Below are 18,418 nucleotides of genomic sequence, written 5' to 3'. Positions count from 1 at the left end.
TTCATGGGTACGCCTCCTTACCAGCGACGCTCGAACCTGCGGCGCAGGATAATCGCGAGGATGTTCATAGACAGAAGAAAGATCAGGAGGACGATGATACCGCCCCAGGCTTTCTCGTAGAACGCGAAGTCGGAACGGGCCGCCCAGGTGTAGATCTGTGCCGGCATCGCCGAGTTCGGGTCCATAAATCCGGAGACGAAACCGTCCGGATATCCGCGGGCCACAAAGCCGACCATCCCGATGAGAAGCAGCGGTGCTGTTTCCCCAAGAGCCTGAGCCAGACCAATGATCGTTCCGGTCAAGATGCCCGGCATCGCCAGCGGCAATACATGGTGGAACACGGCCTGCATCTTTGAGGCACCGACACCCAGGGCTGCGTCGCGGATGCTTGGCGGCACGGCTTTCAGCGAGGCGCGTGTTGAGATGATGATCGTGGGCAGCGTCATCAGTGTCAGAACAAGACCGCCAACGATCGGCGCCGATTGCGGCAAGTGCATGAACTGGATGAACACCGCAAGACCCAGAATACCGAACACGATTGACGGAACCGCCGCAAGGTTTGAAATGTTCACCTCGATCAAGTCAGTGAACTTGTTCTGCGGTGCGAACTCTTCAAGATAGATGGATGCAGCCACTCCAATCGGCAGGGACAGGAACAACACCACCAGCATCATGAAGAACGATCCGACCACAGAGGCTCCGATACCGGCACCGCCCGGATTGTCCACGCCGGAGTCTGCCCCGGTGATGAACGGCCAGTTGAAGACCGTCTGGATAATCCCGCTCTCGACCAGCACATCGACCAGATCCAGATCGGATTTTTGGAGGAACCGGCTGTCTGTGATGTTGTCCCGGGTCAGGCGGCCATTCATGTAACCATCAACACGGGAGGATGCCGCCAGTTCGAAGGCAACCGGCTGACCAAGCTGGTCCGGGTTCGCCCGGTAGAACTCGCGAATGGTGCTTCCCGGCTTGCCGACAATCCGCTCAATAGCAGCAATATCGAACGGAACCTGGATGTCCTTTTGCTCAAACTGCGCGCTCATTGCTTCAGTGAACACAGCCTCGTAGGCCCGCGTCTTGAAGAGCTGGCTTTCAGCATCGTCGAACTGTTCCTGGGTGACAGTAAATTCAACAGTCAGAACGGTCCGCGTAAAGGCCGGAATGCCTTCGCTAATGATTGAGTAGGCCAGGACGACCAAGAAAAACAGACCGGCTCCGATAGCGGCAATGCCGTAAGCCTGAAAGCGTTTTTCCGATGCATTGCGTTTCTTCGTCAGCTCGTCCGTCGCATACAGTGAGCGAGGCTGTGCAGACGTTTTTTCAGGCGCTTTTGCACCTTCTGGAGAAAGAGTTGCGTCGGTCATCAGTCATACTGCTCCCGGTATTTGCGCACGATGTAGAGCGCGACAATGTTCAAACCGAGCGTCACCACAAAGAGCGTCATGCCCAGCGCAAAGGCGACCAGCGCCACCGGGGATGCAAAGTCTGCATCGCCCGTCAGCTGGCTGACGATCTTCGCTGTCACTGTTGTCATTGCGTCGAAGGGGTTCAAGCTGAGACGCGCTGCGGCACCCGCACCAAGAACCACAATCATCGTTTCACCGATGGCTCGGGAGGCTGCCAGCAGGATTGCGCCAACAATACCCGGAAGGGCTGCCGGCAGAATGACCTGCTTGACGGTTTCGGACTTGGTCGCACCCAGGCCGTAAGAGCCGTCACGCATGGCTTGCGGAACCGCGTTGATGATATCGTCAGAGAGCGAACTCACGAATGGGATCAGCATGATGCCCATCACGAGGCCGGCGGTCATCACCGCCGTACCGGACTGCATAATCCCGGCCCCGTCCGGCCCAAAGACCGAGACAAGAAGCGGGCCGACTGTCAGCAGCGCAAAGAGACCGTAAACGATCGTCGGAATGCCGGCGAGGATCTCAAGAAGCGGCTTGGCGACGGCGCGCACCTTCGGTCCGGCGTACTCTGAGAGGTACACCGCAGCAAACAGGCCGATCGGCACAGCCACGGCCAAAGCGACGAACGAGATGTAGAATGTGCCCCACAAGAGCGGGATGATCCCGAGTTGTGAATTGCCGCCGCGGCCGGAGAAGGTTGGTGACCACGTCAGGCCGAAGAAGAAGTCGAATGCAGGGTAGAGCCGGAAGAACTCAACCGTATTGAACACCAGCGAAAAGACGATCCCGGCAGTCGTCAGGATCGCGATCGATGCGGCCGAGATCAAAAGTGCCTTGATGCCCCGCTCAACCGTGTTCCTGGCGCGGAAGTCTGCCCGGGATTCATAAAGCCCCCATGCCGCCCCAGCCAAAGCCGCAAGGATGACGACAATCGACATCATGAAATTGCCGGTGGCGTTCAGCACCCGGTACTCTTGGGCTGCCCGGAGAATTGGCTGCGTAATCTGAGACGTGACGACCTGCCCCGCCTCTTTCAGCCGTGCCGTAACATCGTTGAAGTCGGCACGGGCATTGCGCGCGAAGTCTTCCGAAATCAGCCCTTGAGCAACGGCGTTGTCCAAACCGCGCGCAGCACGGCGCACTTCGGCAAGCACAAGCCCACGCGACGACCCTTCCGCGATCTCGCTGTCCGGGATCAAACCTGAAACACTGTTGTTAACGATCAAAGGCTGCGCCAGCAGCCATAGGACCAGAATGAGGAAGGCAGGAACCACCACCTTCATTGCGACGTTTGAGCCGTAATACGAAGGAAGCGAATGGAGCTTTATCTGCTCGCCTCCTGCGCTCGCTAAAGCTCGACCACGTCCGAGTACGTAGCCCACCACCGCAATGGCGAGTACGATCAAGATGAGCCAGACCACAGGCATCTGCTTCCCCGGATTTTATATGAAATTTCCAAAAAGGAGAAAGGGGCGGCGGAATATGCCGCCCCTCATATTCGAACCTGAAGGCTCGATTACTTCATGGTTTCTTCAGCTTCGATGGAAGCCTGAGTAGCAGCCAGCTCCGGATCGGAAACCAGGCCGTACTGAGCCAGCGGGCCTTGCGGGCCAGCGATTTCGTCTGCTGTGAAGAACTGAGCGTACTCTTTCAGACCCGGGATAACGCCGATGTGTGCTTTCTTGACGTAGAAGAACAGCGGACGGGAAACCGGATACTCGCCAGTGGAAATGGTCTCAGTGGAAGGTGCGATGTCAGACATGGTCGCAACTTTCAGCTTGTCGGTGTTGTTCTCGTAGAACGCCAGACCGAAAACGCCAACGCCGTTCGGGTTGGAGTCGATGCGAGCCAGGGTCTCGGTGTAGTCGCCGTCGATGTCCACGGACTTGCCGTCTGTACGAACTGCAAGACATGCGTCTTCAGCGTCGTCTTCGGACATGCCGCCGTCCATCATCGCCTTCATGGCGCCGGACTCTTCACAACCAACGAGGAGAACTTTCTCTTCGAAGACTTCACGAGTGCCGTGCTTGGTGCCCGGGATGAAAGCAGCGATTTCAACGTCCGGCAGGGAAGCGTCTACTTCGGACCACTTTGTGTACGGATTGTCGACGATAGCGCCATCAACCAGGACTTTCGGAGCCAGAGCGTTGTGCCACTGAACCGGTGTGAAAGCGGTGAAAGCAGGGCCGTCTTTTTGGGATGCGAAAACGATCCCGTCATAGCCGATGCGAACTTCCATGATGTCGGTTACGCCGTTTTCTGCGCAAGCCTTGATCTCTTTTTCGCGGATTTTACGGGACGCGTTTGCAACGTCGATGGTGTTTTCGCCAACACCTTCACAGAAGCGCTTCAGGCCAGCAGAAGAACCGCCGGACTCAACAACCGGTGTCGGGAAGTCGGTGTTTTCACCGAAAACTTCAGCGACGATAGAAGCGTAAGGAAGAACGGTTGAAGAACCGGCAACCTGAACCTGGTCGCGAGCCTGCGCGGCGCCAACGAATGCAGTGGAAGCAACAGCAAGAGCAGTTGCGCTAACGAGGGTCGTAAATTTCACTTGACCACTCCCTTTGAATGTCAAGGTTTGCAAATCCACGCTGGACGCGATTTCGTCCAAGCGCTGCCCGGAACCTAGGCCCGATGGATGAGAGTTCTATGACAGATTTTTTTCAGTTTTATGACATTGTAAGTATATGTATTTATTGATTAATTCTACAATTCTACATTTCTTTGTGTCATCCAGCGCTTCCGATTGACACATAATCCATGGCGTGACTGACACGCAGTGGAGAAGCTCTCAGGTCTCCTCACCTCGAACCCGCTTCTTTAGGTAGTAGAACACGTTCCAGCACGGTTCGCGTGATTAGCCAGCGAACTCGCCCCATAAGTCATTCTGACAATGAAGACTTTCGATCCAGCAACCGGATAAGTCGCGGTTGCTCGGCTCGGAAACAGACACTAGCCGGAAATGATCACCTTGAACGTGGCGCCCTTGCCCGGCGCGCTCTCCACATCGAGCCGGGCGCGATGACGGGTCAGGATGTGCTTGACGATCGCAAGACCCAGCCCTGTGCCTTTCATGGCCCGGCTGGAATCAACATCAACGCGGTAGAACCGTTCTGTAAGGCGCGGCAGGTGTTCCGGAGCAATCCCTTCTCCGTAGTCACGCACGGCAAGTTCCCACGCGATCTCGCTCTCGCCCATCTGTTTGGAGGTCAAGCTGACATCGACGACTTCGCCGGTGCTGCCGTATTTGAGCGCATTCTCGACCAGGTTTTCTGTTACCTGGATCAGTTCGTCCCGGTCACCTGAAATCATCACCGGCGTCTCGGGGAGATCCAGCCGGATCGTCATCTTCATGTCGCGCGCCAACGGCCCAAGAGCGTCATTTGTATGCCGGACGATTTCGCAAAGATCGACTGAAGTTTGCGGGCGAACGTGGGCACGCAGTTCGATGCGCGACAATGACAAGATGTCGTCGATCAACCGGCGCATCCGCCCGGCCTGATCCAGCATGATCGACAAGAATCGGTCACGTGCCTCCGCGTCGTCGCGAGCTGGCCCTTGCAAGGTCTCGACAAAACCGGTCAGTGACGCGAGTGGCGTGCGCAGTTCATGGCTGGCATTTGCTACGAAATCGGTCCGCATACGTTCAAGGCGCCGGTTTTCCGTCTGATCCTGGACCACGACAAGAACAAAAGCGGGCTTACGGCTGCTCGCCTGTCCTTCTTGAGGACCCGGCTCGTGAATGGGCGCGATATAGGCCTCAAGCCAGGTTTCTGTTGGAACTTTCTCGATCCAATTGATGCGCTCTGCAGTGCCGTTTGAACAGGCGCGATCAAACGCCTCCAAAAGCGATGGAGCCCGCAAGGAGAACGACAGCGGATCTCCCGGTTTCGCGCCGGGGTAAATCTCCATCGCCCGTGCGTTGACATACCGAGTGATGCCACGCGCATCTGCAACGAAGCACGGCGTAGGCAACGCATCGACCGTGACCTTCATGTCCGTTCCAGGCCACATGCGCCGCATTCTGCGCTGCGCATTGATCTTCAGCCGTCGGCTGGCGGAGTTGCGGGGAATTGAGAGCGTGGCTGCCAAAGTGGCCGCAAAACAGAGGAACCCCACCCATACCGGGATTTCATACACAACCACAAGACCAGTCAGAATGACCGCGCTGGCCAAGAGCGCCCACCGCGCATCCCTCAAGCGGCGCCGCGGTGTTTCCACAGGCGAAATTTGAGGGCTGTCTTCAAAAGGCGGTTGAGACACGGTCATGGGCTTGCGGGTTTGAAACGAACTCTGGGTGTCCGCCGATTATGGTTATTTCGACACCTCACCTTGCAGGTTAAAGTGTGAAGACATGAAAGGTGCACTCCGCCTAGCACAGAATGCATGTCAGCTAAACGACAGAATGGCGGCTTCCTGACGCAGGCGCATCATTTCCGCTTCAGCGTTTTTGCCGCCTCTAACATGTTCTTCAAAATTCGTGGCCAGCCATTCGATTGCATCATGAGCTGCATATATTCGCCGCCCGCCTCGCCATGCCGCAGAAACTTGTTGTGTACGACCTCAACCCGCGTCACCTCTCCGGCCTCGCGGAAATTGAGCATGACCCGGCTGGCTGCCGCTGGATCGGCGATCAAACTGCCATCCTGCGCCACCTGCCAAGAAATCCGAATATAGAGTGGTTCTTCTATGGAAAGAACGGTGCCCCAGATGCGCCGCTGCCCCTTGTCGTCGATTTGGTAACAGGCGCCGCCAGCAAAGGGCTCTATGCGGACATCAAGGTCACCGCTGGGGGCCTCACTCATGGGCGGGCACCACCAAAGCTCCGGATGGTCGACAACCAGCTTGAACGCATCAAGTCGCGCGAGCGGTATTACGCTCTCAAACCGGCATTCGAATTCCGATGCCGCTTGGCTCGTCATGGCAGCGTTGTTTTCGACATCTTGTTTCATCGGGTTTGACAAGATCCCATGTTTTGGGCTCGATGCTTCATCATATGGCCGTTATACGATTCAAACGTCAATTGCGTGACGTCCGATCCCATCCTCCAGGAACCATCTTAGCATGAAACATGACCGATCCTTCGATCCGCGCTATGGGGAACGCGTGGAGCTCCTGCCCGGCCTTTGCCGCGTGACAGCAAGAAACCCGGGCCCGTTCACTTTTCATGGCACGAACACCTACATTCTGGGCCAGAAGCACCTGGTTGTTGTGGATCCGGGCCCGGCGGACGAAGGACATGTAAACACCTTGCTATCGCTGACGGATGGCGCACAGATCGAGGCTATCCTGGTCACGCACACACATGTGGACCACTCGCCCGCGGCACGGATGCTTCAAGAACGCTCAGGCGCAAAGATCATCGGATGCGCGCCGCACCATACGGCCCGCCCCCTCATGGAAGGTGAAGTCAATCCACTGGATGCCAGCGGGGACAAAGACTACGCGCCGGATCAGGAGTATCAGGATGGCGATGTATTTGAAGCAGCAGGCATCAAGTTTGAAGCCATCGCCACACCAGGTCATACCGCCAATCACATGTGTTTTGCACTCTCCGGCGAAGACGTGCTGATCAGTGGCGACCATGTCATGGCTTGGTCTACGTCCATTGTCGCTGCCCCCGACGGGTCCATGCGCGACTACATGGCGTCCATCGACAAGCTGCTTGCGCGCTCCGAGACAACCTATCTGCCAGGGCATGGCGGTGTTGTTTCTGATGCGCCCCTCTATGTTGAGCAGCTGAAACGGCACAGATTGTCCCGCGAGGCCTCAATCCTAAATGTACTCAGCAGTCAGCCAAGCAGCATTCCGGAGATCGTTGCCAAGCTTTACGCTGATGTGGATCCCAAACTGCATGGTGCCGCAGGGTTGTCGGTGTTTGCGCACTTGGAGGATTTGACCGAACGCGGAAGGACAGTGGCTGATCCGAGCTTGGCTCTGGACGCAACGTTCCGGCTGGCAGCGTAACCGATAGATATCATCCTTCGAGATCATCCAGCTCGAAGGCATCGGCAGAGAGCCCTTCATCATCTTCAAAGTAGGGCTTGAAGCTCGGCAGCGGGATTGTTTCCCGATCGCGCTCAAAAACTTCCAGAGGGGCGTCTTCCTGAAGGTCGACCTCTTCAACCGCCAGACGCTCCAGATCGCCGTAGGTTTCAAGAAGAACCCGGTCGACTTCAGCCATGAGACCTCGGATGACATCCGCATTGCCTGAAAACTCACGTAAAGGCGACTGGGATCTGGAGCGGACATCAAGGAGCGCACCGACCGGATCCGGGCGGACCCTCAGGGCAATATCATGCTTAAGGCCCAACAGCTGGGTGGTTTCCTCGGCCCATAACGCGGTGGGCGCATCCAAGAGGTCGGGCGGAAGTTCATCAACAACCCGCCAGTTCAGCTCATCAACCGCCTTCTTTGCAGCCGCGTGCAATTCGCCTGGAGTTATCCGGTAGCGCCGTGGAACAATGTCCGGGTAGAGCTCTAATTGAAGCTCCGCGGCTGACCTCTCAGTGCGCATGGTCTCCTGGTACTGGGTCCAGGCCGTGTTCCGGACATGCGACGCCATCCAGACCAATACAGCCTGGTCCGACTGCGGCAGAACCTCCACCAGCAGCGGAGGCTCGTCCGGGTCCGTGGTCACATCCGTGAGTTCCGGATCCACGATGAGAAGTCCCAAAACGGCTGCAGGCGCACACAGCGCAACAGTACCCAACATGACACCAAGTATGGAAGATCCGATACCGCCGCCGCCACGGCTCCAGATCCGGACAAATGCAATCAGCCCACACAGCATGGCCGTGACGGCCAAAACGGCTGCCACAGAGAGGGACAAAACGAATGTATCGGGTGTGAGAAGGTCAAAACGCTGCGTCACCAAGGTAACCAAAGCCAGCGCGAACGCAAGCGCCCCGAGAGTGCGGCTGGCTGGTGCAGCTTTTGATCTGTGAGCCGGGTATTGCTTCATCTGACCTTGCGTTCAGTTTCCAACCGCCTGTTTAGCATTCCTCACCGTGTCGGCATAGCGGGCATGTGCCTGATGTCCCCGGCAATACATCGGTCTCCGGCCTGAATTACTTCGCAACCAATACGCTCACCCGGTTCGTTAAGAAAGCCTTACCGCAATTGTTCACGTTTGACCCAAGTTGGTAACAACCTGACATCCTTTTTGAGTAGCCGAACACGGAACGTCGGGGCATCCTACGTTTATCCGGATAAGAAAAAGCGGAAGATGGACAAAATGTCATCTAAGCGCCTTATTCCGGCATCACATCACCGGTGCGGATCGAAACACTCTTAGGCCGCATCGATAAAAAAACTGAGACAGAAAGACGGAACGGAACAATGTCTGATCAAACTGCCCGCCCTGCACAAACTGCACAGGCTGGAGCAAAACTTGAAAGCCTCTACAAGCCAGTTGGCATCGCAGCCCTAAACGCTGCGGCATTGTGCTTGCGTCCGTTCTCAAAAAAGACCTCCGGAAAATAATCCGTCAGGCGTAATCATAGGCGATCAGGCATCGCCTTCTGATTTCGATACAAACGACATACCGTCAGACCCTTTTGCATGCGCAGCAACAGCGCGTGCAAAACGTCAGCGTTTGCATAATCCGTCAACACTGTTTGTTGGTCAGGGTATGTTATTGGCATAGCCGCAAAAGTGGTTGCGTGCGCCCAGTTATTTTGGGCAAGTTCCTGAGTGTCGATTGCATTGCAATCTGGGTGGAGCTTGTCTGAATGATCATTGCCTATTGCCCGTCAGTGAATGGCCTGGAACGTATCGAGCTTGCCGATGACGTAGCCCTGCCATCAACCTCCGTGTGGATTGACCTCATCAGTCCAACTCAAGAAGAGCGGACCAAGGCAGAGCGGTTGATGGGGGCCGAGATCCCAAACCGGGACGAAATTACCTCAATCGAAACGTCAGAACGCTTCTATCTGGAACCCGGCGCGGTCGTGATGACAGCACAAATGCCTGCTGTGTCTCATACCCTTGATCCGGTCCGGTCTTCCGTGACCTTTGTTCTGAATGCAAAACGCCTGGTGACCGTTCGATACGGTGAGCCGAAATCCCTGACACTTTTGGCCCGAAAGGTACAATCGGACGCGACAATCGCGCATCTTGGACCTGCGATCATGTTCGCGCTGTTGGACATCATCGTCGACCGGTGCGCCGACGAAATGGAAACCGCGTCTGCTTGTTATGACGACCTTGCGCTGAAAGTCTTCGGCGACGGCCTCAACACACGGAAAACCGCTAGCTACAAGGACGCGATCAGGGAACTGGGACGGATCGGCTTGAGAGTTGCCAAGATGCACGATGTGTGCGCCGGACTGGCAAGGATGGTGCTCTATATGACCACCCATGCCAAGCGCTTCAATCTCAGCGACGACCAACTGACCGATTGCAAGATGTATGGGCGGGACATCCACTCCATCAAGGAGCACGGCGATGCGCTCGACAACAAACTCACATTTCTTTTGGATGCAACCGTTGGCCTGGTCTCCATGGAGCAAAACCAGATCGCGAAAATCTTTACCGTTCTGGGGCTGATCTTCTTGCCTCCGACGCTTATTGCGTCGATCTACGGCATGAATTTCGTCAATATGCCGGAGCTCCAATGGCAAATGGGGTTCCTGTTTGCCATTGGTCTGATGGTCATCTCTGTCGGAGTGACCTTCTTCCTGTTCCGCTGGCTCCGGCTGCTCTGAGCTGGTTTAGGGGTAAAGGCGCTCTTTACTCCACTGTTCAGACGGGCTGGACCTCGTAAACTTTACCCGGTCATGAAGCCTGAAGGGCCGGTCCGCCCAAAACTCAATCTCACTTGGGATCAAGCGCAGACCAGACCAATGTTCTGGGCGTGGAATTTCGCCAATGCCGAACTTCGCCGTGTATTTGGCAACTTCCTTTTCCAATGCAAAACGGCTTTCCAGCGGCCGGGATTGGCGGGAGGCCCAGGCACCAATACGGCTGCCGCGCGGCCTGGACTGATAATACTCATCGGCTTCTTCGGCGGACACCTGGACAATCTCGCCGCGGATCCGGATTTGCCGCCGCAGCGACTTCCAATGGAAGCACATGGCTGCCTTACCAGCCGACAACAGCTCACGGCCCTTGGCGCTTTCCAGGTTTGTGTAAAAAACGAACCCGGTTTCATCAAAACCCTTCAGGAGAACCATGCGTACATTTGGCAATCCGTCCGGATCAACCGTCGACAGCGCCAAAGCATTCGGATCGTTGGGTTCGGTCGTTTTGGCTTCCTCAAGCCATTCATCAAACAGCTCAAATGGTTTCTCTGCCTCAACAAAGTCACCTTTTGTTAACTCTTCATGGGGATTCTTGAGGTCTGTCATTGGTACCCTGTCGAAGGATTCGATGGCCGGAGGAACGGCAAGAAGATGCCGCCCTTGAGAAAGGCTATCAAGTGATGCGCCGTATGCGTTCATATACTGCCAGACCCAGCAAGATCCACCCCCTGAAAAGCCAATACGCAGTGGTGTGCGCACTTGTCATGGGATTGACCACATCGGGATGCAGCCAGGTTGGCATGCAGGTCGGCACCGATGACATGAAAACACCGACCATTCTGACGGGATCCATTCCCTCAGCGGCAGATGAAGCCTACACAGATCTCAGCGTTGAGGACCGGCAATCCATTGCGAAGAACTTCGACACTCTTGACCAGGATCTGCCGAGCGGAGCGGGCCTGGACGACTTGAAACTGCCGTGGCTGAACGGTATCAGCGGAAATTCTGGAACAATTTCCGAAATCAATTCGACTGCGTTTACGCAGACCGGGTGCCTTGGTTTCAAAACCACCGCCAACACCATCAGCGGCATCAAACTTTACTCCGGCACAGCTTGCCGGGACATTACGCAGAAGTTTGCCGTCACAGCGCTCACAGTCGCTGACGCTTGAACAACGGAAAATTCGCTGTAAAAGATCCGAGGGTCCACCGTCGGCGCTCTGGAATTTTTTCCTATCCGTTACGATATCTAAGGTAACGATGGTCGGACAACGATATGCAGGCAGTGCCTTGTGACAGGCATCAAGACCGGCACAAGCGGTCCAGACCGGCAATCTTGTGAACACTGGTGAGACGAATGCGGGATCCCTACAGCGTTCTCGGGGTGGCGAAATCCGCCAGCGAGGGCGACATCAAAAAGGCCTTTCGGCAATTGGCCAAAAAGTACCACCCGGATCAGAACAAGGACGATCCGGGGGCGCAGCAGCGCTTTTCCGAAGTAAACCAAGCCTATGAAATCATCGGCGACAAGGACAAGCGGGCCCAGTTTGATCGCGGCGAAATTGATGCCGAGGGCAAGCAGAAATTCCAGTCGCGTGGTTTTGACGGCTTTTCCGGATTTGAAGACTTTGGTGCAGCCGGTGGTTCGCGTGGGTTCCGGTCCTCTGGCGGAGCTGCGGGCGGTGGCGGGTTCGATGACATCCTGAATGACATTCTGGGGGGTTTCGGCGGCCGTGGTGGCGCGCGCGGAAGTACGGGCCCAGGTGCCAGCGGGTTTGCAGGTGCAGGCGGCGCCAAGGCGCGGCGGCCCTCCCCCTCCAAAGGCGCGAATGCAGATCTGATAGCCGCTGTGTCGCTGGAGGATATTCTCAACTCCGGCAAGGCTCAGGTTACGCTCCCGAGCGGTAAAACCGTCAATGTCACACTTCCCAAAGGCGTGGTTGAGGGCGAAAAGATCCGATTGAAAGGTCAGGGTCATCCGGGCGACCAAGGTGGTCCTGCAGGCGATGCCCTGATTGAGGTCCGCTTCAAGACGCACAAGCTGTTTGACGTCAAAGGCTCCGATCTTCATCTGGATTTGCCGATCACACTCTATGAGGCGATCCTCGGCGCTAAGATCCGGACACCGACCCTGACCGGCGCTGTCAATCTGACCATTCCGGAGAATACCTCCAGCGGCAAGACCATGCGTTTGAAGGGCAAAGGCTTGCCGACCAAAAACGGCGGTCATGGCGACCTCCTGGTCAAGATCCAGATTATGCTGCCGCCGCACGGGGATGATGAGCTGGACACTTTGATGAAGGCATGGCGGGAGATCACCCCGTACCGGGTTCGCGGTGCCGAATTCGACTAGGACTTTAACCCAGAACAATGATGGCGGTGCCTGTCACCGCAAGGAATGCGCCCGCAATGGCCCTGGGGTCCGGGCGCATTTTTGATTTCAGCCACAGGATCGGCAGCACAAACAGCGGGGATAGGGATCCCAGCACCGCCGCGATCCCTGCCTCCATGTGCGCAAAGGCATAAAGCAACAGAGACGAAGAAAATCCGTAGCCAATGACGCCTGGCAAGATCGTGCGCACAAGAAGATAAGCGTTAGGCTCGGATTTTAGCTTGAAGATCGCCGCTGGCCACAGGCTAATCAAAACAACAAGACCGGCTGCACCTGTAAGGCGAATGGCCGCCACGGCAATGGGCTCTGCACCTTGCTCAAGCATCGGCTTGACGGCAAGAAACCCACCTCCCTGAAGAGCGGCGGCTGCAATCCCCAATAGAACCACTGGGCCCAGGATTTTGCGAGCACCGGTTATCGGCACCTCATCCGCGTGATTGGCCTGGATCGCCAGAACAATGCCCGTAATAACCACGCCTGCACCTGTGATGTCCGCAAGAGAAAGCGTCTCGCCGAGCCAAATGTAGGCCATCAACGCAACAAGAGGCGCCTTCAAGCACAAAAACAGTTCCGTCAGACGTGGGCCTCCCCGTCGGAGGCACTCGATCATGGCAAGATTGCCGAGCAAGACACCACCGACCACGCTCAAAGTGTATGCTGGAATGTCCATGGTGGCAGGGGCCGGCCACAGACCCAGCACTGACGACATCAAAGACATCAAGGCCGCACACGCTATCAGCTGAATTCTCGTAAACTCAAAAGCACCCAGCTGACGGGCCGGCCACTGCGCCAAGACAATTCCAGATGCCCAACCAAATGACGCCGACAAAGCGGCGACTGCCGGCAGCAACGCTATCATCACAAGACCTCATGCTATTTTTTTCATAGCAATAATGCGCTATAAAAAGAATAGCAAGCAGTCACTGTACTCGAACGCGCAGATGCGAAAGGCACCATTGGCGTTGGGCGCAGCGTCAATTAGGTGAGAGCCAATATCCCGTTAGAGGCCGTATATCAGCACAGCGGCGCTTAAAATGATCCAGGTAAGCGTAATCGACCAAAACAGAACGGGTGTTTCGCGTTTGCGAACCGGTTCGATGAGATGCGTTTCTCCGGTGCGAAGTGCCGGAATGGCCCAGGCCAGGAATATCAGCCCCCAGACCCAGGATTGGTCCAGCAAAAATGCCCCCCACAACACGGCCAGCGCGGCCGCAGGCTTCCAATAACGGAAAAGAGGCTTGGACGCCGAGTCGTCTTCACTCGATGCACCAGCTTTGGGCACAGCCACGAAGAACGCCGCGCCATCCGGGTCCTGCACTAGGACCGCATCATCGTCCTCGTAGAGAACCGCTCCGCCCTTGGCCTCGACGGTCGCCTTGGCGCGATCTCGGTCGGCAACCGAAAAGTGTATGCCCCAGAACTCGAAAGAGCCGCGGATCGCTTCCGGGGCTTGCACGAGATCTGCGACATGACGGCCATTGGAATTTAGGATCTGATAACGACTGTATGTTTCTCCAGCTCCCGATGACGGCTTGAAACGCCAGCCAAACAAGTGCTCGTAGAAGGTGATAACCCGGGCGGCGTCTGAAACATAAAGCGCATTCCAAATCATTGAGCCTTCAAGGGCATTATCCGAACGCACTGGCAGGCCGCTGTTCTCAATGACGGTAAAGCCAGCGCCAAGCGGATCCCGGATCAACGCGATGCGAGCACCGTCTTGAAATGGCACCGGACCCAGCTCAACCTTGCCGCCGTTTTCTCGCGCTGAGGCCACCGCCGCATCAGCATCCCCAACCTCGATGTATCCCATCCAGAAGCTCGGGAGCTTCATCTCCTGGAATTTTCTGGGCATTTCGAAAATGCCAGCAGCTTCACCAACCCTGCTTTCAGCTACGGCATAGTCAGAGCCATCTGGCAGCTGGTTGACCGAATAGTCCCAACCAAAAAGGTCTCGATAAAAATGCCTGGTTGTCTCAGGGCGCAAGGTGGACAGGTCACACCAAACAAAGTCTCCGACCGCCATCATTCCTCCAACTCTCACTTAGCCCGAGATGGGCGTTGTTATGGCTGGATGCAATGGCAGTGTTTATCCGGCTTTGGCTGCGCGCATCCGTTTCCGGAGATATTTGACAGCCGACCGGTAGTGGCTTGCACCGGCAGCTTCTGCAAAACGACCAGCGGCCCATTTGCTCCGGCTTCCCTTCATCGGCGCACCATAGAGCTCTTTGTCAGTCAGATTTTCGACAAGGGCCAGCAATTCAAAATGGTTGGCCTCAAGCAGTGTGCGGACAGAGACCCAAGAAAAGCCGGATTGACGCGCTCTCAAATCGGCATTGTAGCGCGGCGTTTCCGACCATTTGTAACCTTCAGCGGGGATGTGGACCGGGACGCCCGATTGACCATCCTGATACCATTTCAAGAACAACTCGATCCAGTGCGCACGGTGTCCCACGATATCCTTGGGGCTGATGCCGTCTTCATCCTTTTCCAGGCGCTGCATAGCCGGAAAGGCATCAAGCACATCCTTGAGTTTGCTCCATTCCTTTTCGGTGATCTCAAGAAGCTCTGATTTTGACCCTGCCGCCATCTTTGACCTGCGATACCAAACTGGATTTCCTCAAAACCTTACCGATCCTTATATCCGTACCACCAGTAGGCTCCTTGCAGATAGAGCTTGCGCAACGAAGGCAGCGGGAAACGTTTGAACGGTTGTTGCAGAGCGGCGGGCAGGTCTTCAGGGAGCACGGTGCCCAATATCAGACCAGCGGCTTTTTCTCCGGACAAGGAGGCCATGGCAATTCCGCTTCCATGCCAGCCCATTGCCGCATAAACACCGTCCATCCCGGGGATTTCACCGACAAACGGGGTCAGGTTGCGGGAAAGGCAGACGCGGCCGTACCACTGATATTCACTCTCAACATTCTTCCAGGCGGGAAACATCTGATCGAAATCCTGCCTTGCGCGCTTGTGCATGGCTTTGAGGGACGGATCGGTCTCGAATATTCCGCCGCGCGTTCCAAACAGGAACCTTCGGTCGGGCATCAGCCGGAAGTAATGCAGCAAAATACGGGAGTCCGACGCCATCGTCTGCGACGTCCAGCCTTGAGCGGACAACTCATCCTCGGACATTGGGCGCGTAACATGGATGGACGACATGACCGGGAGCGTTCGGCCGTGAAGCCATTTGGGCACGCTCTCCTTCGCATAACCGTTGCCGGCAAGCACGACACCTTTTGCGCGCACGAAGCCATGTTCGGTATCAAGCCGCCACCGGTCCCCATCGCGGCTCATACCATTCACCGGGGACTTTCCGTAGATCCGCCCCCCCTTCCTGCGCACTTGATCGGCAAGGCCAAAGAGATAGGCCATCGGATTGAGCGCAAACCCGTACGGGATGTGAAGACCGCCGTGAAAGCCGGGACCGCCGTAACCTTCTTCGTCCAGCGCTGCTTTGTCCAGCACCCGGGACTTGATCCCGAATTTCTCCTTCAGGTAGGCCGCTTCAGCCTTCAAACCGTCAAGGTCTTTTGGCCGGTGCGCCAGAGTGATTTCGCCTTTGGAATGGCAGTCGGCGTCAATCCCCCAAGTCTCCAGCCGCTGAGCGACCTGGTTGATGCCGGCGACTTGATAGGCAAGAAACTTGCGTGCTTCTTCCAAACCGAAACGCCGGACAAGCTGGTGCACACTCAGTTTGGTCCCACCCAAACAACAAAATCCACCGTTCCGGCCTGAGGCTCCGTAGCCGACATGCTCTGCTTCCAGGACGCAGACCGAAACACCAGCCGCTGCCAGTTTCATCGCAGCACTCAACCCGGCAAATCCGGCACCGATCACTGCAACATCAAACAACGCATTGCCCATCAGTTGACGGTCCGTGCGCACTGCGGGCCTGCTCGCCTCCCAATAGCTTCCCGCCAGTCGCCGCTGATCTTGTGTCTTTTGAAGCATTTTAGATGCCGAGCCGATCCCTCAGTGAGAACCATGTCATAGCTAGGACGAGCAGCGGAAAACGCAACTTGTCGCCCCCCGGGAACGCCGGAATATCAAGCCGTTCAAAGACATCAAAACGCCCTGCGGTTCCAGCAATGGCTTCGGCCAGAAGCAGCCCTCCAAGCGTTGCCATTGCAACGCCGTGTCCGGAATAGCCCGTCGCGGTCAGTATGTTGGGTTTGACGCGTGCGAAATAGGGCATCCGCTTTGGGGTGATGGCGAGAGTACCACCCCAGCCATAGTCGATTTCGACGTCCGTCAGCTGCGGATAAATCTCAGTCATCGGCCTGCGGACAAACGACTTGATGTCCTCCGGGAAGCGATAGCCATAGTTCTCGCCGCCGCCGAACAACAGACGCCGATCAGCAGACAGACGGAAGTAGTTGATCACGAACTTGCTGTCGGCGACTGCGACATTGTCGCGGATCAGGGCCCGGGCTTCGTCCTCAGAAAACGGCTTCGTCGCAACAATGAAGTTGTTGATCGGCATGACATGGGCTGCCGTTTCCCGATTGAGTTTGCCGAGATAGCCATTGCAGGCAAGGATAAGGTGACGGGCTTTCACAGTGCCGGTGTCCGCTGTGACCTGCACACCGCCGGAAGCATGCTCTTCTATGCCAGTCACCTTGGTTTCTTCAAAGATCTTTGCGCCCGCCTTATCTGCAGCAAGAGCCAGGCCCAGCGCGTAGTTCAGCGGATGGAGGTGTCCGGCACCCATATCCAGCGATCCGCCGAAATACTTCGGACTGCCGACCATGTCGCCGATCTCATCACCATCGACAAACCTGATTTGCTCGTAGCCATAGGTCAGCCGGAGATGTTCGACGTGGTCGCGGCTGTCTTCCACGTAAGACTTGCGATGATCGGCGTGAAGAATTCCAGGCGTGTAGTCGCAAGCAATCTCGTGTTTCGCGATCAGGTCTTTGACAAGCGCTTTGGAATCCTCGGCCAAATCCCAAAGAAGTTTTGCATGAGACTTGCCGTGACGGGTTTCCAGGACATCCTGTTCGACACGCTGACCGGACCCGACTTGTCCTCCGTTGCGTCCGGACGCGCCCCAACCGACGCGGTTGGCTTCAAGAAGAACAACGTCCAAGCCGCGCTCGGCGAGATGAAGTGCCGCGGAAAGCCCAGTATAACCGGCACCGACAATCACCACATCGGCAGCCCGTGGCCCGTCCAACGGTGCATAGGTCGTCTGCCACCGTGCTGTTGCAGCATAGTAGGAGGGCGGGTGTTGGCCCGGTGTGTCATTGGCGGTTAGAAGGTCAAGCGAGTTCAGCATGTCGCGGTGCCGGTATACATGAATGGTGTCATGATGCAGATGGCCTTTTCAGCATCGGCTAGCTTGATTACCCTGTTCTCTTGTGACCAATGTTGCAAGGCAAAAAGGCGTAGGCTGTTGGAATTTCACTTTGTTGCGCAACATCTTGACACCTTACCTTAAGGAAGCCCCGAAGCCAGTCATCGCCACTGATGGCGAAGAAGAAAGGCAAATTTGTGTTTGGTGGATTTGAACATCCCTGGCTGGATCCTCTCTGGAGGCGGATCCTGATCGTCGGCTTTTGTGCAGCCTGGACGGGCGTGGAATATTATAATGACAACCAAACCTGGGCGATCATCGTAGGGGCGATTACGGCTTATGCGTTCTATGGGTATCTCATCGCCTACAAAGGCTCGACAACGAAACCGCCTGAAGATCAGGAATGACGGGAGATGCCACACGTGTTGAGCCCCTATTTGGCACTCCTTAAAGGCACAACCTTCGGCAGGGTCAAACCCGCTCTGGCGTCGGTGGGGCTTGGCCTCCTGATTGTCAGTCCTGCGCAGGCGCAACACTCCCCTCAAACGCAGGTTCAGGATGTACTAAACAACCG

17 protein-coding genes are annotated in these 18,418 nt (G+C 56.3%); 5 read left to right on the top strand and 12 right to left on the bottom strand.

From position 1 onward, the window contains the following. Nucleotides 1-17: 17 nt before the first annotated feature. The 5 genes from pstA to RBB44_RS04465 form a co-directional block, all read right to left on the bottom strand. Nucleotides 18-1,367 carry a phosphate ABC transporter permease PstA gene (pstA, locus tag RBB44_RS04485; RefSeq protein ID WP_306149515.1) on the bottom strand — a complete coding sequence of 450 codons (1,350 nt, stop codon included), beginning with the start codon at nucleotides 1,365-1,367 and terminating at the stop codon, nucleotides 18-20. Next, nucleotides 1,367-2,839: a phosphate ABC transporter permease subunit PstC gene (pstC, locus tag RBB44_RS04480; protein ID WP_133948078.1), complete on the bottom strand. Its 1,473-nt coding sequence runs from the start codon at nucleotides 2,837-2,839 to the stop codon at nucleotides 1,367-1,369. Before pstC ends, pstA begins: the two co-directional genes overlap by 1 nt. Before the next feature lie 89 nt (nucleotides 2,840-2,928). After that, nucleotides 2,929-3,966, bottom strand: a complete 1,038-nt coding sequence (locus RBB44_RS04475; RefSeq protein WP_133948080.1) for a substrate-binding domain-containing protein — start codon at nucleotides 3,964-3,966, stop codon at nucleotides 2,929-2,931. 401 nt (nucleotides 3,967-4,367) lie between these two features. Continuing rightward, nucleotides 4,368-5,684, bottom strand: a complete 1,317-nt coding sequence (locus tag RBB44_RS04470) for an ATP-binding protein (RefSeq protein ID WP_306149516.1) — start codon at nucleotides 5,682-5,684, stop codon at nucleotides 4,368-4,370. A 161-nt stretch (nucleotides 5,685-5,845) separates the two neighbouring features. Next, nucleotides 5,846-6,367, bottom strand: coding sequence for an SRPBCC family protein (locus RBB44_RS04465; protein WP_306149517.1), 522 nt, complete (start codon nucleotides 6,365-6,367; stop codon nucleotides 5,846-5,848). A gap of 112 nt (nucleotides 6,368-6,479) precedes the next feature. Here RBB44_RS04465 and RBB44_RS04460 point away from each other — a divergent pair, with 112 nt between their 5' ends. Next, entirely contained in the window at nucleotides 6,480-7,382 is a 903-nt protein-coding gene (locus RBB44_RS04460; RefSeq protein ID WP_306149518.1) for an MBL fold metallo-hydrolase, read from the top strand. Between the two features lie 10 nt (nucleotides 7,383-7,392). Here the strand turns inward: RBB44_RS04460 and RBB44_RS04455 are convergent, their stop codons facing one another. Then, a complete protein-coding gene (locus RBB44_RS04455) occupies nucleotides 7,393-8,379 on the bottom strand; it encodes a DUF1499 domain-containing protein (protein ID WP_306149519.1) in 987 nt (328 codons plus the stop codon). Nucleotides 8,380-9,148: 769 nt separating this feature from the next. Between RBB44_RS04455 and RBB44_RS04450 the strand changes: the two genes are divergently transcribed. Beyond that, entirely contained in the window at nucleotides 9,149-10,123 is a 975-nt protein-coding gene (locus tag RBB44_RS04450) for a CorA family divalent cation transporter (protein WP_133948089.1), read from the top strand. Nucleotides 10,124-10,129: 6 nt separating this feature from the next. Here the strand turns inward: RBB44_RS04450 and pdxH are convergent, their stop codons facing one another. Further along, nucleotides 10,130-10,765, bottom strand: a complete 636-nt coding sequence (gene pdxH / locus RBB44_RS04445; protein WP_306149520.1) for a pyridoxamine 5'-phosphate oxidase — start codon at nucleotides 10,763-10,765, stop codon at nucleotides 10,130-10,132. A gap of 83 nt (nucleotides 10,766-10,848) precedes the next feature. On the opposite strand from pdxH, the gene RBB44_RS04440 reads away from it, so the two are divergent. Next, on the top strand, nucleotides 10,849-11,331 hold the full coding sequence (locus tag RBB44_RS04440) for an RT0821/Lpp0805 family surface protein (protein ID WP_306149521.1): 483 nt from the start codon (nucleotides 10,849-10,851) through the stop codon (nucleotides 11,329-11,331). Nucleotides 11,332-11,516: 185 nt separating this feature from the next. Next, on the top strand, nucleotides 11,517-12,512 hold the full coding sequence (locus tag RBB44_RS04435; protein ID WP_306149522.1) for a J domain-containing protein: 996 nt from the start codon (nucleotides 11,517-11,519) through the stop codon (nucleotides 12,510-12,512). Between the two features lie 4 nt (nucleotides 12,513-12,516). Here RBB44_RS04435 and RBB44_RS04430 read toward each other — a convergent pair whose 3' ends face one another. The 5 genes from RBB44_RS04430 to RBB44_RS04410 form a co-directional block, all read right to left on the bottom strand. Continuing rightward, a complete protein-coding gene (locus RBB44_RS04430; protein WP_306149523.1) occupies nucleotides 12,517-13,410 on the bottom strand; it encodes a DMT family transporter in 894 nt (297 codons plus the stop codon). 141 nt (nucleotides 13,411-13,551) lie between these two features. After that, complete coding sequence (locus RBB44_RS04425) at nucleotides 13,552-14,574, bottom strand: VOC family protein (RefSeq protein ID WP_306149524.1); 1,023 nt, start codon at nucleotides 14,572-14,574, stop codon at nucleotides 13,552-13,554. 63 nt (nucleotides 14,575-14,637) lie between these two features. Then, nucleotides 14,638-15,138 carry a ClbS/DfsB family four-helix bundle protein gene (locus RBB44_RS04420; protein ID WP_306149525.1) on the bottom strand — a complete coding sequence of 167 codons (501 nt, stop codon included), beginning with the start codon at nucleotides 15,136-15,138 and terminating at the stop codon, nucleotides 14,638-14,640. Between the two features lie 38 nt (nucleotides 15,139-15,176). Beyond that, the gene (locus RBB44_RS04415) at nucleotides 15,177-16,499 is read right to left on the bottom strand and encodes an FAD-binding oxidoreductase (RefSeq protein WP_306149526.1); all 1,323 of its coding nucleotides are present in this window, start codon (nucleotides 16,497-16,499) and stop codon (nucleotides 15,177-15,179) included. 1 nt (nucleotide 16,500) lies between these two features. Continuing rightward, complete coding sequence (locus RBB44_RS04410; RefSeq protein WP_306149527.1) at nucleotides 16,501-17,826, bottom strand: FAD-binding oxidoreductase; 1,326 nt, start codon at nucleotides 17,824-17,826, stop codon at nucleotides 16,501-16,503. A 191-nt stretch (nucleotides 17,827-18,017) separates the two neighbouring features. Here RBB44_RS04410 and RBB44_RS04405 point away from each other — a divergent pair, with 191 nt between their 5' ends. Continuing rightward, entirely contained in the window at nucleotides 18,018-18,251 is a 234-nt protein-coding gene (locus tag RBB44_RS04405) for a hypothetical protein (protein WP_209172849.1), read from the top strand. Nucleotides 18,252-18,418: the final 167 nt, after the last annotated feature.

Origin of the sequence: Roseibium sp. MMSF_3247 (genome assembly GCF_030733765.1) — a bacterium.
In the GTDB taxonomy this organism is placed as follows: domain Bacteria; phylum Pseudomonadota; class Alphaproteobacteria; order Rhizobiales; family Stappiaceae; genus Roseibium.
This window is presented reverse-complemented; position numbering and strand designations above follow the sequence as displayed.